This is a genomic window from Arthrobacter sp. MDT2-16, from assembly GCF_054510925.1.
In genome coordinates this window covers 36,218-51,809 of sequence record NZ_JBTNDP010000012.1, presented here as the reverse complement: position 1 = coordinate 51,809, position 15,592 = coordinate 36,218, and the positions used below count along the sequence as shown (strand labels likewise).

Sequence of the window (15,592 nt, the reverse complement as noted above, 5' to 3'; positions counted from 1 at the left end):
CGACGACGCAGGCCCGGCAGGGAACGGCACGGGTGGGGAAAGTGCAGCTGGTGCTGGTGCGCGACCTAAGTCCCGAGTGGTGACCCTGGGCAGCATCGCGGGCCGCGAGAGCGGGGTACTCGTCGTGTTGCTGGTCGTCTTCGGTGCCCTGACCCTTGCCAGCGACGATTTCCTTACCGGCAACAATCTCGCCAACCTTGCCCGTCAGGTATCGATCTTCGGGATCCTGGCCATCGGACAGCTCCTGATCATCCTCACCGCCGGCATCGACCTCTCCGTCGGATCCATTCTCGGCCTTGCCGGTGCAGTCACAGCCCAACTGCTCGTCGCCGGGATGCCGATCGTGCCTGCCCTGCTCGTCGGCGTCCTCGTCGGCGCCGTCCTGGGCCTCGCCAACGGTCTGCTCATCACCCGGTTGAAGCTACCGCCCTTCATCGCGACGCTGGGTATGCTCGGCGTCGCCCGCGGCATCGTTCTGGTGATTACCGACGCCAACACGATCCAGGGACTGCCGGAGGGCTTCCTCACCATCGCCAATGGCTCGGTCCTCGGCATACCCAACCTGTTGATCCTGTTCGTGGCCATCACCGCCATCGCGGCGTTCGTCCTCAAGCGCACAGTGTTCGGCCGCTACGTGTACGCCGTGGGTTCAAACCCCGAGGCCGCACGCCTCGCCGGAGTCCCGGTCACCCTCGTGACCGTCGCCGTGTACACCATCGCCGGGTTGCTCTTCGCCGTAGGCGGCGTCCTGCTGACCTCACGCCTCGGAGCTGGCGTACCGACGGCGGGAACCGGGTTCGAACTCCAAGCGATCGCCGCGTGTGTCATCGGCGGAGCAAGCCTTTCCGGAGCCCGCGGCAGCGCCCTCGGCGTCGCATGCGGCGCCGTGCTCATCGGCGTGCTGAACAACGGTGGCAACCTCCTCGCCGTCAACTCGTTCTACCTCCAGATCGCGATCGGCCTCCTCATCCTCGTAGCCGTCGCCTTCGACCAGCTGAACGCGCGAGCCGCAGCCCGAGCCTGACCTCACGGCAGCCCGACGGCCAGCAACCCGATCACCGACACCATGTAGCCGCCTCCGCCACGTCCGCTGAGGCGGCTACAGGTTCCCGGACACACGACCAGAAGGACGGCAATGCTTAAAGGAATAGACCGCGCGATTTCCGCCGAACTGCTCATGGTGCTCATGTCTATGGGCCACGGGGACGACCTTCTCGTCTGCGACGTCAACCATCCCGCCGCCACGATCGCCAAGCACACCACCTTTGGCACCGTGGTCAACATGACAGGGTGCGACATACCACGCGCAGTGGAGGCTATCCTAACCCTGATGCCGCTCGACACGTTCGTGCCCGCGCCCGTCAAACGCATGAAAGTCGTCGACAACCCCGAGCAGCTCATGCCGGTGCACGAGCGTCTCCAAACCGTCATCGACCAAGCGGAAAGACGATCAGTAACCGTTGAAGCCCTCGAACGCTTCGACTTCTACGCCACCGCCCAACGCGCCTTTGCCGTCGTCCGCACATCAGACCCCGGACCCTACGGCTGCTTCATCCTACGAAAAGGCGTCATCTAACGCTCTACCTGCTATGCCGGAAACAGTAGCTCCACGAGATGTTGGCGGCTCGAACAACCTCGCTTCGGCCACATTGAGGCCACAAAATACATGCGGCGACCCTCCTATCTGCGCGAACAGCCGAAAACACCTGTTGAGTGCACCATGCCGGAAGCGGATGAGATGCGCATAAGGTGACCGATGGACAAGGGCCCACGACTTTTTAGTCCTGACAACGCGGAAGGAACCCATGCCCAACGACGAGACTGATCGGACGGTCTTTACCGAGCGGCTCATGCAGGAGGCCGGGGGAGCGCGCATCATCTGGGACTTCGATGGGGTAGTTGGCCATACTGAGCCGTTGCACGAAGCCAGCTATCGGGAGCTGGGCCAGCGGCGGGGATATTTCTTCGTGGTCGACTTCTTCGATGCCCTGGTTGGGCATACGGAGCAGTGGATCTGGGAACGATTGATCGCCGAAGGGTTTCCGGCCGCGTTGGATGAGATAGCGGCTCTGCACCGGGAACGAGGTGAGGTCGTCGCGCAATTGGCTCTAAGTCACCTTCAACCTTCGTGGCTCGCGGCCACGCTGATGCCGGCGCTTGCTTCCGTCGCATCCGAGCAGGTCGTCGTCTCCAACGGGGATCCCGACCTTATAGCAGCCCTACTCGCTAGGTGGAACCTCGGGTCCTTCGTGGAGGTCGCACGGAGAAAGCCGGGCCGCGATAAGGAAACGATTTTCCGAGTTCTGTGTGTCCCTCCGTGTGTCGTTCTGGAAGACAGCGATGCCTACTTGGCCCTCGGCAGGGAACTAGGAGCTTTCACCGTCAGCGTGCGACATTCCTACAACCGTCGTGCCGCACTCGAGGCGGACATCAGAACGCACCTTTGAAATCACACCGACCAGATCGAGGACCATGATGACCGCTCTGCCCACCAAGCCCGTGGTGCTGCTTCGGCCTGCTCCCCAGAAGCGCGACCGCATCTTCACTCCTGCCGCGTTGACTGCACTTCATGACGTGTTCACTGTCATCGACCTGGAGGACTCCTCCGATGATGAGGTCTTCGACGAGTACCTTCCAGAGGCTTTCGCGATTATCGGGCAGCCCGACCTCGACGCAGAACGGTTGTCCCGGGCGAGTCGGTTGAAGGCGCTCATCAACGTGGAAGGGAACTTCTTCCCCAACGTCGATTACGCCGCCGCTTTCTCCCGAGGCGTTCGGGTGCTGGGGTGCGGATCGGCTTACTCCCAGGCGGTGGCCGAGTACTCACTAGGACTGGCCATCGACCTCGCCCGGGGTATCAGCCATCAGGACGGCGCCATGCGCACAGGAGCTGAGAAGTATGTCAGCGAGTCGAACACCGGTGCGGTTCTCCTGCACCGGGCCACGGTCGGGATCCTTGGGTACGGGAACCTGGGACGGAGCCTGCACCGTCTCCTGCAGCCTTTTCACAACACCCTTCGCATCTATGATCCGTGGCTGCCGGCAGCGGTCATCGAGGACACCGGAGGAATCGCCTCGAGCCTGGAAGAAACGCTGTCCGCAAGCCAGTTCGTCTATGTCTTCGCGACGGCTACTGCGGACAGCGCTCACCTCCTCGACGGTCCGGCCCTGGACCTGCTACCGCCGGGTGCACGGCTGATTCTGGTGAGCCGAGCTGCGGTTGTTGATTACGATGCGCTGCTTGAGCGGCTCATCGCAGGCCGATTCCTCGCGGCCATCGACGTCTGGCCGATAGAACCAGTACCCGCGGACAGCCCCTTCAGGCGTCTCGAGAACACGGTCCTGTCTCCCCATCGCGCAGGAGGAATCACCCAGGCCTTCGAATCGATCGGGGACATGGTCGTCGATGACCTGAGCCTCATGGCGCGGGGGCTCGCACCGGTGCGCCTGCAGGCAGCGGCACCGGAACTGGTGGGCCGGTACCGCAACAAACCGGTCACCTGACCGAGCCGACACGCTCTGTCTATCTCTTGGGACGCAGGCGCGGGGGCTCGAGGAGTTGGCGGGCGACCTCGGAGTCGGTGATGAGGACGTTCACCCAGCCGCCGTTGATCGCTCCACGGATGGCATCGAGCTTGCGCATTCCACCGGCGACGCCGATCCGGCGGGGTATGCGGAGCATCGCCTCGGAGCTGATGGACACCATCCGCTCTTCGATCGCTGAGTTCATGGGTGCTCCGTCGATGTCGAAGTAGCGCAGACAGATCTCTCCGACCGCCCCGGAATCCAGGAGCGCTTTTTCCTCGGTTGTGGTCAGGGCATTGCCGCTGGCCTGCCATAACGGTGACGCGGGGAACGTGCCGATCCCGACCAGTGAGGTGTTGACCCGGTCCCAGGCCTCCGCGGTGCTGGCAACAGCGGGATCAGCAAGGAATGCCTGACGGATCTCGTGGTTGGCGACCAAACCTGGGGCGGCCATGTAGAACGGCTTGGCGGATGTCAGCTCGGCAAGATGCGACACCAGGCGCGTCGCCTGGATCTGCGCCTGCGGGCTACCTACGCCTCCGATCATCTGGATCACTTCGCTGAGGACCTTGCGGGGCCGGGACCTCATCGCCTCCACGGTCTGCAGCAGCGTTGTGCTCCAGTTGGAGATGCCGACGACGTCGTCGACCTCGATTGTCGTCTCCAGGTAGGTGGCTGCGCAGGACCCCAACCGCATCCCCAGGGAGGCGTCGTCCACCATGTCCGCGACGACGACTTCCTGCAACCCGTACTTCTCCTCCAGGGCCTTCTCCAGACCGACGTAAATGCCTGGCGGCTGCACCACGGACGTACGGACGATGCCAAGATCTGCGGCGAGCTTCAGGCAGCGCGACACCCTGGCCTGGGAGAGGTTTAACCGACCAGAAATGTCGGACTGCGCAAGCCCCTCCTCGTGATAAAGGACTGCGATCTTCGTCAGTAAACGCAACTGGTCCGGGCTCGCCGTCAAGAGCGATACGGGGTCGTTCGGGGGTGTCATACAGCACTTCCTTCCGAAGGGTCTGCAGGTCCGCTGAATATATATTCAGGCTCGATTTTGCCCTGTTTACCAGGGACGAGACGGTATTCCGCCACGGTGCCGGGTGTTACTTGCATCACGTGTAACAGCACCCTCACAAGCCCTCTGAATGGATATTCAGGCACGACTAATTGTTACAGGAGATCGTCCTCCAGCCCTTTTTTGGGCTTCGCAGGCTCCTAGACTCCAAGCACCAGATCAACTTCAGCGCCGAAGTTCCGGAAGGAATTTTCTCGACTGATCAACCCGTCCCAGGGAGAGAAAATGAAGTCAACGAAGACAGCATCACCTGCACCGAAGCTCGCCGGGGTCCTCTCGATCCTCGCCTTCTCGTTCGTCCTGTCCGGTTGTGGAGCGGCTGCTCCCACCTCCTCCGGAGGGGGCTCCAGTGCGGGGGCCGCGGAAGGAACCTCCTGTTCCGTCGACGGTGAGCCGTTCAGCACCGACGATGCCGAGGACAGCGTCGAGTACACCGAACTCGAGAGCACGCTCGGGGCGGTTCCCGAACCCGCCGAGGGAACCCAGATCGGGTCCATCATGAAGTTCCTCGGCAACCAGTACTGGGTAGCCCTGTCCGAGGGACAGACCGCCGCCGCCGAGCAGTACGGCGTGGAGGTGGAGGTCCAGGCCGCAGCGACCGAGTCCGACCAGGTCGGACAACTGAATTCAGCGGAGACCATGCTGCAGAAGAAGTACACGATGCTCGTCTCGCCGCAGACGGATACCAACCTCTGCCCGGCCGTGGAGAAGGCCGAGCAGCAGGACCTCCTGGTCGTGAACGTCAACGACGCCGTCCTGCCCGGCGCCAAGCAGTGGGTCGGCCCGAACCAGCGGCAGAACGGCGTGAACGCCGCGGAATTCGTCCTCGAATCCGCGGACGAGGGCGCACAGGTCGCCGTCATCGAAGGTCAGGCCGGGGTCTACGCCGCCAAGCAGCGCACCGATGGCTTCACCACGACCGCCGAAGAGGGCGGCCTCGAGGTCGTCGCCAGCGTCCCGGGTGACTGGGACATCGCAAAAGCACGCGACGCCGCCACCACGATCATCAGCCAGTACCCGGATCTCCAGGCGATCTACGCCAACAACGACGGCATGGCCCTCGGTGTTGCCGAGGCAGTCAACGCTGCCGGCAAGAAGGGCGAGATCATGGTGATCGGCACCGATGGCGTCGAAGCCGCGTACGACGCGATCCGCGCCGGCGACCTGACCGCGACGGTCGACTCCTACCCGTACCTCACGGGCCAGGTGTCCGTGAACGTCGCCCTGCGGATCCTCGGCGGACAGGACGTCCCCCGCGCCGTCTACACGCCGCAGGCACTCATCACCAGCGAGAACGTCGACGACGCACCCCCCACGCTCGACTGACGTGCCCATCGCAGACCCTGCCAAAATTCCAGCAGAAAGTTCCTTGGCGTGACACTCCCCATCAAAGAACCAACGCCTGCAGTGCAGGCCGGCCGCGGTGCAGCGGCCCCGACGAGGAAGGCGTCCCGGCTCCCCGACTTCGCCAACAACAGGATCCTGGGCGTCATCTTCGCCCTGATCATCACCTTCGCCGTCTTCACGGCCCTCGTGCCGTCCTTCCTCAGCATCTCCAACCTCCTCGAGATGGGCGTGCAGTCGGCCATCATCGCGATCATCGCGCTCGGCATGACCCTCGTGATCGTCACGGGTGGGATCGACCTCTCGGTCGGATCCATCGTCGGCCTCGTCAGCGTCATCTGCGCCGCGAACCTCGACACCTGGGGGGCTATCCCGACGATCATCGCCGGCATCCTGCTCGGCGCTGTGCTCGGGTTCGTCAACGGCAGCCTCTCGGCGGTGTTCTCCCTCGAGTCCTTCGTGGTCACTCTGGCGACCTTGAACGTGTACCGCGGACTGGCGTTCCTTTACACCGACGGGCTGCCGATCTTCGGCCTCGACCAAAGCTTCCGGAACATCCTCAGCGGAACGATCGGCACCATTCCCATCCCGATCATCCTGCTGGTGGCCATCACAGTCATCTGCTACCTGATCCTCAACCGCTCCAAGCTCGGGGTCCACCTCAAGGCCGTCGGCACCAACGCCGACGCGTCGCTGAAGAGCGGCATCGCCGTCAAGCGCACCAAGGTCTCCGCCTTCGTCATCGCCGGCGGGCTGGCCGGATTCGCTGCGGTCTTGTTGATCAGCCGCATCGGCGCAGCCGAACCGATCTCCGGCACCGGTTATGAGCTCACGGTCATCGCCGCCGTCGTCGTGGGCGGCACCAGCCTCATGGGTGGCCGCGCCTCGATCGTGGGAACGGTCCTCGGAGCCCTGCTCCTGGGTTCCATCCGGACCGGCCTCACATTGCTCAACGTCAACCCGTTCTTCCAGCTCCTCATCACCGGCCTCATCATCCTCCTCGCGGTCCTCGTGGACCGTGCTGCATCCCGATCGAAAGCGAAGCGCTAATGTCCTCCGTCAAGTACTCCACCCGCGTCAACTCCTTCGCCCTCGGCAAGGGAAAGAAGCTGCCCACGGGGGATGAGCCGATCCTGGAGCTCATCGCCCTAGCCGGCACCGTGCCGGGCCTCACCTCGCTCGAGCTGAACTACCCCGAGCACTTCCAGCACGACTCGGTCGAGGACATCAAGAACGCCGTCGAAAAGGCCGGACTGGACGTACCCGCCCTCCAGCTCCGTTGGCCCTCACCACGTTTCTCGAACGGCGCCTTCACCAACGCGGACGCCGAGATCCGCGCCGAAGCGGTCCAGATGGTCATCGAGGCCATCGACCTCTGTGCATCCTTCGGCGCCGACCACGTGCTGCTCTGGCCCGCCCACGACGGCTACGAGTACCCCCTGCAGATGGACTACACGAAGTCCTGGGCATGGATGGTCGAAAGCCTCCGGGCCGTCGCCGACCACAACCCGGCCATCCGGGTCTCCATCGAGTACAAGCCGGCCGACCCGCGGGGACGCACCATCCTCAACACCACCGGCGCCGTCATGAACCTCGTCAACGACACCGACCGACCGAACGTCGGCGTGACCCTGGACTTCGGGCACCTGCTGATGGCACGGGAGAACCCGGCGCAGTCGGCCGCGATGTGCCTGCAGTCCGGCAAGCTCTTCGGGCTGCAGCTCAACGATTCCCACGGTGTGGCGGACGACGGGCTCATGGTGGGCAGCATCCACCTCTCCGAGACCATCGAGCTCGCCTACTACCTCATCCGCGAGGGCTACGCCGGTACGTACTACTTCGATACCGACCCGGTGCGCGAGAATCCTGTCGAGGAGTGCGCCATGAATATCGTGCGCATGGGTGCCATCATCGAGATGGCCCGCAACCTCGTCAGGGACCACCCGGACCTGCCGACAGGACACGCCTTGGATTCCGCTCCCATTCTCTGGGAGACAGTAATGGGGGAGAAGTGGAAAACCACCGTATCTGTGTAGCCGGCTCCATCAACGTGGACCTGGTCGCGTACCTGGGTGACGCCCAGGACGCGACCAGGTACGCCGACGGTCTCGGTTTCCAGATGTCCGCGGGAGGCAAAAGCCTCAACACGGCCATGACCATCGCCGCCCTTGCCCCCGTCCAGCTCCTTGGCAGGGTGGGGGAGGACGACTTCGGCGCCTTCATCGCCCGGACCCTCACCAGTGCCGGAATCGACGTCAGCTCCCTGATCGTCGATCCGGAAGCCAGTACCGGCATCGGACACGTCAGGGTCAGTGCAGCAGGGGAGTACGACACTGTCGTCATCCCGGGCGCGAATGGCAACTTCGCCCCCGGGGACGTCGATCGTTTCCTCGAGAACACGACTGCTCCGGACTACGTCGTGCTCAACTTCGAAGTTCCCCTCGCCACGACGCGTCACGCGGCGCAGCGGTTCCGGGCTCTCGGCACCACCGTCGTGCTGAACCTTTCCCCGATTCAGGACGGCGCGCGGGATCTCCTGTCACTTGTGGACGTCGTCGTCCTCAACCGGGAGGAAGCCCAGCTCGTCCTCAACCAGCCGGGCGAGAACGCCCCGGAGCAGCTTCTCAAGGGATTGCAGGACGCCGGATCCCTCGCCGCTGTGCTCACCCTGGGATCGGACGGGGCTGCCTACATCGACGGTGTGGGCGGCACCGGGCGAATCCACGGAACGCCTGCAACGGTCGTCAATACCATCGGCGCGGGAGACACGTTCCTCGGCGCATTCGTCGCCCGCCTCGCATCTGGACGAGATTTGGCGGGAGCCCTGGCCTATGCCGACGCGGCTGGGCGAATCGTCTGCAGCAAGTCCTCCTCCTACCTGGTTGGTACGGACCGCCAGGAGCTGGAGCACCTCACACTCACCTCGGAGCACCCCGCTCCTGTCCTGAAAGCATCGGAACCAACTCATGGCTGAGAACATGATCGAACTCATCGACGTTCAGAAATACTTTGGCGGTGTCCACGCCCTCCGCGGGGTTTCCATGCAGGTCCCCGCCGGGCAGGTCACCGCAATCATCGGTGACAACGGTGCCGGCAAGAGCACGCTCATCAAGTGCCTCTCCGGCATCCACCAGCCCACCACCGGCCAGATCCTCGTCGACGGGGAGCCAGCTGACATTTCCTCACCGCAGGCATCACGCGACCTCGGCATCGAGACGGTCTACCAGGACCTCGCGGTCATCGACACCCTCAACGTCATGCAGAACCTATACCTCTCACGCGAGATCCGGACAGGAATCTGGCCTTTCAGGCTCCTCAACCAGAAGAAAATGAAGGCCGGGGCGAAGGAGATGCTGGCCCGCATCGGCAACACCACCCTCTCGCTCACCCAGGAAATCGGCGGCATGTCAGGTGGGCAGCGGCAGGCCGTCGCTATCTGCCGGGCCGTCGCCTGGGGAGCCAAAACCGTGATCTTCGACGAACCCACCGCAGCCCTCGGCCCGAACGAAAGCGCCGAAGTCCACCGACTCATTACGCAGCTCCGCGAGCAGGGCATCACCGTCATCCTCATCAGCCACAACTTCGAGGAAGTCATGGGTCTCGCAGACATCATTTGGGTGATGCGCCAAGGACGAGCCATTGCCAGCCGTAAGGCCTCCGAGACAACAGGCCGCGAGCTGGTCACGCTCCTCACCGGAGCGGACATCTCCGCCGCATAACTCACGAGCTCCACCGGTGGATCGCTTCAATCGACGACACCTTGAAGTGATCCACCGGTTTAACCAGGCAGACGTGCTGAGAAAATACCCAAACTGGACAGACGCTGGACCGCCGATAACCTTGATTATGTCGATGGTGTGGGGAGGGGGCGTTTGGTAGACGGGTCACCCACAGGTGGACGGCTCTGAGCCCTGTCCTTCGGGTTCTACCCGACAGCAGGTGGATGACCTGTTGTTAGATCGTTCCTTGCGTCAGCTGGCGTTGGGCTCAGCTGAGGCAAGGTAGGGGTCGAGCTTCGGTGAAGATTAGGGGCCGGAACCGCGCCGGTCGATCGTACTTCTGCGGATGATCAGTGTTGGCTCCAGGGTGATGCGCTGGTGTTCGTGCGTCCGTGGGTTGTCGATCTCGTCGATCAGCAGTCGCAGGGCCTCCTCGCCCATCTCGTGGCCAGGCTGGCTCACGGTGGACATTGGGATGGCAGCCTCGGAGGCGAACTGGTTGTTGTCATACCCGATGACGGCGACGTCCTCCGGCACGGAGATACCGGCATCCGTCAGTTCGTGGATGAGCCCGGCCGCTAGCTGGTCGGCCGGGGCGAGGATCCCGTCGGGCAGCGGACCCGCGCCGAGCAGGTCCCGCGCGATCGATCGCCCGCTGGTGCTCTTCAGGTTCCTGCTGACGATCACGTCGAGGCTCACGCCGTCGCCCTGTTCCCGCACGGCTCGCCGTGCCCCTTCGCGTCGGGCGTTGACTGCGTGCAGATCCTCGGGGCCGCCGGCGAACAGTAGGCGCGTCCGGCCGATGTCCATGAGGTGCTGGGCGGCGAGATAACCGCCGTGCTCCTCGTTGACTACTACGCTGCAGCAGTCGGTCCGGTCGCCGGCGTAGTTGACGAGCACGATGTTGCGTCCGTGGCGTCGCACGCGGTCCACGCCGTCGAGCCCTGCGTCGAGCGGGGCGAGGATGATGCCTGCCACGCGCGCCTCGTCGAAGATGTCGAGGTAGGACTCCTGCTTTTCGAACGTGACATCGCTGTTTGCGAGCAGCAGGGATCTTCCGGTGGAGCTCGCAGCGCCCTCCGCTCCGCGGGCGATGTCGACGAAGAGGGAGTTCCCCACGTCGGTGAGGATCAGCCCGATCGTGTTGCTCCTACCAGCGGCCAGTGATCGCGCGGCATCATTGCGGACGAAACCGAGCTCGTCGATCGCCGCGGTAACACGCGCGATGGTCTTCGCCGACACGATCTCCGGCTTATTGAGGACGTGCGACACTGTGCCGAGCGAGACGCCCGCGAGGCGTGCGACATCGTTCATGCTGGGGGCGACGGAGGAAGCATCGCTCGGTGGATGGACGGCTGTCACGGCACCTCGATCAGGGTTTGGCGCTGGACACTACCCCGGGCGGGGCGGCACCTTCGCAGGGCATCCCTCATGCTAAGCGACCCTCAGAATGCAACGGGTACCTGCGTGAAGGTGTGCGCGCCGGAGGAGACGGTGACCGGAGGCCGGCCGGGGAGGTCGACGACGGCAGTGCACCCCGTGGGGACGGTGACCTCGACCGACAGGGCACCGGTTTCCAGGGTCCACGAAATGGACGCTGAACCGTACGGTGTCTCGTGACGTGCGTTGGCCGATGTGAGTCGGCCGCCAGGGCGAGGACGGAAAAGGATTGACCGATAGCCGGGAGCAGCGGGAGCTATCCCTGCCACGACGCGGTGCATCCAGTCCGCGACAGCTCCGAGGGCATAGTGGTTGAAGGAGGTCATCTCCCCGGGGTTGATGGAACCGTCCGGCAGCATGCTGTCCCAGCGCTCCCAAATGGTGGTGGCGCCCTGCCCCACCGCGTAGAGCCAGGACGGGCATTCCTTCTCCATTAGGAGCGCGTACGCGGTCTCGATCTCTCCGACGCTCGTGAGGGCATCTGTCACGAGCGGCGTGCCGGCGAAACCGGTGGCGATGCGATTGCCCGCGCCGCGCACCAACTCGGCCAGCCGTGCGCCACTGCGCTTCCTTTGCTCCTCGGTCGCTGCGAGTCCGAAGACGAGGACCAGGGCGTAGGCCGTCTGTGCATCGCTGACGACCCTGCCGGAGGGGGACATGAACTCCCGGGCGAAGGCCTCCCGTACCTTGCGCGCCAATTCCCGGTAGTGCAGTTCATCCGTGGTGTGTCCGAGGATGCTCGCCATGTCGGCGAGGTGCTGGGCAGACCACGCGAAGTACGCCGTGGACACCAGATAGCGGTCGGTGGTGGCATCGGCCGGGTCATGCGGCGGGGCGGCGGGATCGAGCCAGTCCCCAAGCTGCATGCCCGTGTTCCAGAGGTAGGAGTCTCCGGAGCGGGCAGCCATGAGGTCCACCCAGGCCTTCGCGCTTTCGTACTGGGTGGCGAGCACCCCGGTGTCCCCGAACCGCTCGTACAGCGTCCATGGCGTCAGGACGGCGACGTCCCCCCAGACGGCGCCGGGCTGGATTGGGGTCCACTCCTCTCCACCGGGTATGACGGGCACGTACCAGGGGACGGTGCCGTCATCGAGCTGTTCGATGGCGACATCCTTCAGCCACGAGCCGAGCATGCCGGAGCAGTCGTAGAGGAAGGTGGCTGTCGGAGCGAATACTTGGAGGTCACCGGTCCATCCGAGGCGCTCATCACGCTGGGGGCAGTCGGTGGGGATGTCGACGAAATTGCCGCGCATGCTCCAGCGGACGTTTTCGTGCAGCCGGTTCACGTCCGCGTCGGAGGATTCGAACCAGCCGGTGCGTTCCATATCGGTGTGATAGACGCGGGCCGTGACGTCCGTGATGGGGTCCATGCCGTCCCACCCCGAGACCTCGGCGTACCGGAAGCCGTGGATGGTGAAGCGGGGCTCCCATTCGACGTCGTCCCTGCTGGCTGCGACGTAGACATCGGTGGATGCCGCTCCACGGAGCGGACGGGTGCACAGTTCACCGTCCTCGAGAACCTCCGCGTGACGCAGCGTGATCTCCTGGCCACGTTCGAGCCCGGAGAGGCGGAGCCGGAGCCGGCCCACCAGGTTCTGGCCGAAATCGAGGATCGTCCTGCCTGTCGGTGACGTGGTGACTGCGACGGGCGCGAGTTCCTCGGTGCAGCGCACGGGCGGACCGTCGGGGGCGACCAACGTGGCAGGGTCGCGGGGAACCGTGCGCACAGGCGTCCACCCGGTGTCGTCGAACCCGGGCGAGGACCACCCGAAATCCTCCTGGCGGGCGTCGTAGTGCTCGCCCTCATACAGGCCCGTGGTCAGGATCGGCCCGAAGCCGGCCCGCCATGAGTCATCGGTCGCGATCACCGTGGTGGATCCGTCGTCGTGGGTGATGTGCAGCTGGGCCAACAGTGCGACGTCCGTGCCGTACAGGTTCTGGTGGCCCCCGTGGAAGCCGAGTCGGCCACGGTACCAGCCGTCCGCTAGCCAGCCGCCGATAGCGTTTGGGCCCGCGGCCAGGGTTCCGGTCACGTCGTAGGTGGCATAGCGCAGCCGCTCCCCGTACACGGTCCAGCCCGGGGCGAGTGCTTCGCGGCCGACGCGTCGCCCGTTGATCTCTACCTCGTAGAGCCCGTGTGCGGTGACGTAGAGGCGCGCTGCGCGGACGGGCCGGGTCAGGTCAAAGTCCCGGCGGACCAGCGGAGGTCGGCGGAGTGCTTCCGGATCCTCGTTCCAGGCAGGGGCGATGGCCTGCGCCTGCCAGTCGGAGGGTTCGAGTAGCCCGCTCTCGACGGTCGCGGCCGGGCTCCAGTCGCTCGGAACCTCACTGTCCGGGCCCCATACGCGCACGCGCACGGCCACGGACGTTCGGGATGCGAGGTCCTCCATGGGCCACGGAACCAGCACGGAGTCGGGTGAGGTGACGACGAGCGAGGACGCCTCACCCGAGCTTCGGGTCACCTCGACCTCGTAGCGATGCTGGGTCCAGCCTGGTTCCGCCGTCGTCTTCCAGCTCAGCCTCGGTCGCCGCTCACCGATGCCGAGGGGTTCCCGGTGGTGTTCGAACGAGACGGGACTAACAATGTTCGGCATGGAGGATCCTTCGGTGGAGAGGTGCCGCCGGACGGCGGCGGGGGAGTGGTCGGGCGGGGCAGGGAAGGGTGTCATCCCTTCACGGAGCCGGCGGCCAGTCCCTTCATGACGCGCTGGTTGAGGAAGAGGTAGATGGCGAGCGTTCCAAAGACGTTGATGCAGATCGCGGCGAACAGAGGGCCGTATTGCACGGCGCCGAATTGACCGGTGAAGTTGAGCAGTCCGACCTGGATGGTGCTGAGGTCGCTGTTGTTCGCGAAGGTCAGGGCTATCAGGAGGTCGTTCCAGATGAAGAAGAACTGCACCAGGGCCACGGTGAAGACAGCGTTGCGGACCATCGGGAATCCGATGGACACGAACGAGCGGATGATGCTGGCGCCGTCGAGCGTCGAGGCCTCGAAGACCTCTCGCGGGACCGCCCGGAAGTAGGTGGCCATCATGAAGACCGTCAGGGGAAGGCCGGTGGCGGTGTACGTGATAATTAGCGGCCACAGTGTTCCGGTCAGCCCGGTATTGAAATAGGCGGAGAAGAGGGGGAGCAGGATCATTTGACCGGGCACCATGATGCCGGTCAGGAAGATCAGCAGAACGCCGTTGCGTCCCTTCCAGACCATGACCTCGAGCGCAAACCCCGCGGCGACGCCCAGGACGATGATCAGGGCCAGTGATGGCAGTGTTGCCATGAGTGAGTTGGCAACGAAGACCGCGAGGTTCCCAGTGGTCCAGGCTTCGATGTAGTTGTCGAAGTTCAGCGACCCGGGCAGGGACCAGACGGGGTCGTTGAGGAATTCCTGCTGGGTCTTGAAGGAGCCGAGCACCAGCCAGAGCAGCGGGTAGAGCTCGACGATGAGCAGGAGGGCGATCAGGAGGTGGACGGGCAGTTTTGCGAATCGTTTGCCGGTGCGGGACCGCGACCGTCGTGGTTCCTGGCGTTGCATCGCTTCGAGGGGTGCTTTGCGGGCGGGTACCTGTGTGCTCATGACGTCAGTCCTTGGTGAGGTCGCGGCGCGAGGACCGGAAGATGAAGATGGTCACGATCAGGCAGAGCAGCGTCAGCAACAGGGCAATCGAACTGCCGTACCCGTAGTCGCCGAAGGCGAACGAGGTCCGGAACATGTACAGCGTCAACGGAGTGGTCGAGGACCCGGGACCACCGTTGGTGAGGGCAACGATGGAGTCGAAGACCTTGAGGGTTCCGTTGATGCTGAAGATGATCGAGGACAGCAGCACGGGCAGGGACAGCGGAAGGACGATGTTCTTGATGAGCCGCCAGCCCGTCGCGCCGTCAAGCCGCGCAGATTCGAGCATGTCCTCGGGGATGTCCACGAGTCCCGCGTACAGCAGGACGGCGTAGAAGCCCATGGACCGCCAGATATCCATGAGGACGATGACCCAGAAGGCGCTGGAGGAGCTGCCGAACCAGTCGACCGATTCAACGCCCACGCCGTTGAGGAGGCTGTTGACGAGCCCGTTCTGCGGGGCGATCTCGAACATTTTCTGGAAGAGGAGGGCGACGGCGACCGTCGGCAGGACGACCGGGAAGAAGACGAGCGTGCGGATGACGTTCGAGGACTTCTTGAGAATGAACACGTACATCAGGGCCAGCAGGTAGCCCATCAGAATCTGTCCCACTGTGATCACGATGGCGTACCGGACGGTGAACGACAGGGCCGTTCGGACCTCGGGGTCCGTGAACAGGCGGGTGAAGTTGTCGGTTCCCGCGAAAGTGAACCCGGAAATCGCGTTGCCACTGAAGAAGGTGTAGCCCATCGACCAGAAGATCGGGACGAGCATCACAAGGGAATACACCAGCAATGCTGGGCCCAAGAGGATGGCGATGGCTTTCTTGTCGCCCAGTACTGACTGCATGGTGGTCCTTTTGTCTACGTCTG

The 15,592-nt window shown here is 64.2% G+C and carries 14 protein-coding genes; 9 read left to right on the top strand and 5 right to left on the bottom strand.

Annotation, left to right across the window (positions count from 1 at the left end):
• Window positions 1-79: 79 nt before the first annotated feature.
• From ACX80N_RS16630 to ACX80N_RS16615, 4 genes are all read left to right on the top strand, one after another.
• Window positions 80-1,024, top strand: coding sequence for an ABC transporter permease (locus ACX80N_RS16630; protein WP_459340261.1), 945 nt, complete (start codon window positions 80-82; stop codon window positions 1,022-1,024).
• A gap of 111 nt (window positions 1,025-1,135) precedes the next feature.
• Complete coding sequence (locus tag ACX80N_RS16625; protein ID WP_459340260.1) at window positions 1,136-1,576, top strand: RbsD/FucU family protein; 441 nt, start codon at window positions 1,136-1,138, stop codon at window positions 1,574-1,576.
• A 229-nt stretch (window positions 1,577-1,805) separates the two neighbouring features.
• Window positions 1,806-2,447, top strand: coding sequence for an HAD family hydrolase (locus ACX80N_RS16620; RefSeq protein WP_459340259.1), 642 nt, complete (start codon window positions 1,806-1,808; stop codon window positions 2,445-2,447).
• A 28-nt stretch (window positions 2,448-2,475) separates the two neighbouring features.
• Window positions 2,476-3,504: a hydroxyacid dehydrogenase gene (locus ACX80N_RS16615; RefSeq protein WP_459340258.1), complete on the top strand. Its 1,029-nt coding sequence runs from the start codon at window positions 2,476-2,478 to the stop codon at window positions 3,502-3,504.
• A gap of 19 nt (window positions 3,505-3,523) precedes the next feature.
• On the opposite strand, the gene ACX80N_RS16610 is transcribed toward ACX80N_RS16615, so the two are convergent.
• Window positions 3,524-4,525: a sugar-binding transcriptional regulator gene (locus ACX80N_RS16610; protein ID WP_459340257.1), complete on the bottom strand. Its 1,002-nt coding sequence runs from the start codon at window positions 4,523-4,525 to the stop codon at window positions 3,524-3,526.
• Between the two features lie 303 nt (window positions 4,526-4,828).
• Between ACX80N_RS16610 and ACX80N_RS16605 the strand changes: the two genes are divergently transcribed.
• The 5 genes from ACX80N_RS16605 to ACX80N_RS16585 are packed head-to-tail and all read left to right on the top strand — an operon-like array spanning window position 4,829 to window position 9,666.
• Entirely contained in the window at window positions 4,829-5,929 is a 1,101-nt protein-coding gene (locus ACX80N_RS16605; protein WP_459340256.1) for a sugar ABC transporter substrate-binding protein, read from the top strand.
• A gap of 48 nt (window positions 5,930-5,977) precedes the next feature.
• Window positions 5,978-6,997 (top strand): ABC transporter permease, encoded by a 1,020-nt coding sequence (locus ACX80N_RS16600; protein ID WP_459340255.1) that lies wholly within the window; start codon window positions 5,978-5,980, stop codon window positions 6,995-6,997.
• Window positions 6,997-7,983 carry a sugar phosphate isomerase/epimerase family protein gene (locus ACX80N_RS16595; protein WP_459340254.1) on the top strand — a complete coding sequence of 329 codons (987 nt, stop codon included), beginning with the start codon at window positions 6,997-6,999 and terminating at the stop codon, window positions 7,981-7,983. Before ACX80N_RS16600 ends, ACX80N_RS16595 begins: the two co-directional genes overlap by 1 nt.
• Window positions 7,959-8,921, top strand: coding sequence for a PfkB family carbohydrate kinase (locus ACX80N_RS16590; RefSeq protein ID WP_459340253.1), 963 nt, complete (start codon window positions 7,959-7,961; stop codon window positions 8,919-8,921). The genes ACX80N_RS16595 and ACX80N_RS16590 overlap by 25 nt, the downstream gene beginning before the upstream one ends.
• Window positions 8,914-9,666: an ATP-binding cassette domain-containing protein gene (locus ACX80N_RS16585; RefSeq protein WP_459340252.1), complete on the top strand. Its 753-nt coding sequence runs from the start codon at window positions 8,914-8,916 to the stop codon at window positions 9,664-9,666. Before ACX80N_RS16590 ends, ACX80N_RS16585 begins: the two co-directional genes overlap by 8 nt.
• 306 nt (window positions 9,667-9,972) lie before the next feature.
• Here ACX80N_RS16585 and ACX80N_RS16580 read toward each other — a convergent pair whose 3' ends face one another.
• From ACX80N_RS16580 to ACX80N_RS16565, 4 genes are all read right to left on the bottom strand, one after another.
• The gene (locus ACX80N_RS16580) at window positions 9,973-10,980 is read right to left on the bottom strand and encodes a LacI family DNA-binding transcriptional regulator (RefSeq protein ID WP_459340251.1); all 1,008 of its coding nucleotides are present in this window, start codon (window positions 10,978-10,980) and stop codon (window positions 9,973-9,975) included.
• 131 nt (window positions 10,981-11,111) lie between these two features.
• Window positions 11,112-13,700 (bottom strand): family 78 glycoside hydrolase catalytic domain, encoded by a 2,589-nt coding sequence (locus ACX80N_RS16575; RefSeq protein WP_459340250.1) that lies wholly within the window; start codon window positions 13,698-13,700, stop codon window positions 11,112-11,114.
• A 71-nt stretch (window positions 13,701-13,771) separates the two neighbouring features.
• Window positions 13,772-14,680, bottom strand: coding sequence for a carbohydrate ABC transporter permease (locus ACX80N_RS16570; protein ID WP_459340249.1), 909 nt, complete (start codon window positions 14,678-14,680; stop codon window positions 13,772-13,774).
• A 4-nt stretch (window positions 14,681-14,684) separates the two neighbouring features.
• Window positions 14,685-15,569: a carbohydrate ABC transporter permease gene (locus tag ACX80N_RS16565; protein ID WP_459340248.1), complete on the bottom strand. Its 885-nt coding sequence runs from the start codon at window positions 15,567-15,569 to the stop codon at window positions 14,685-14,687.
• Between the last annotated feature and the right edge of the window lie 23 nt (window positions 15,570-15,592).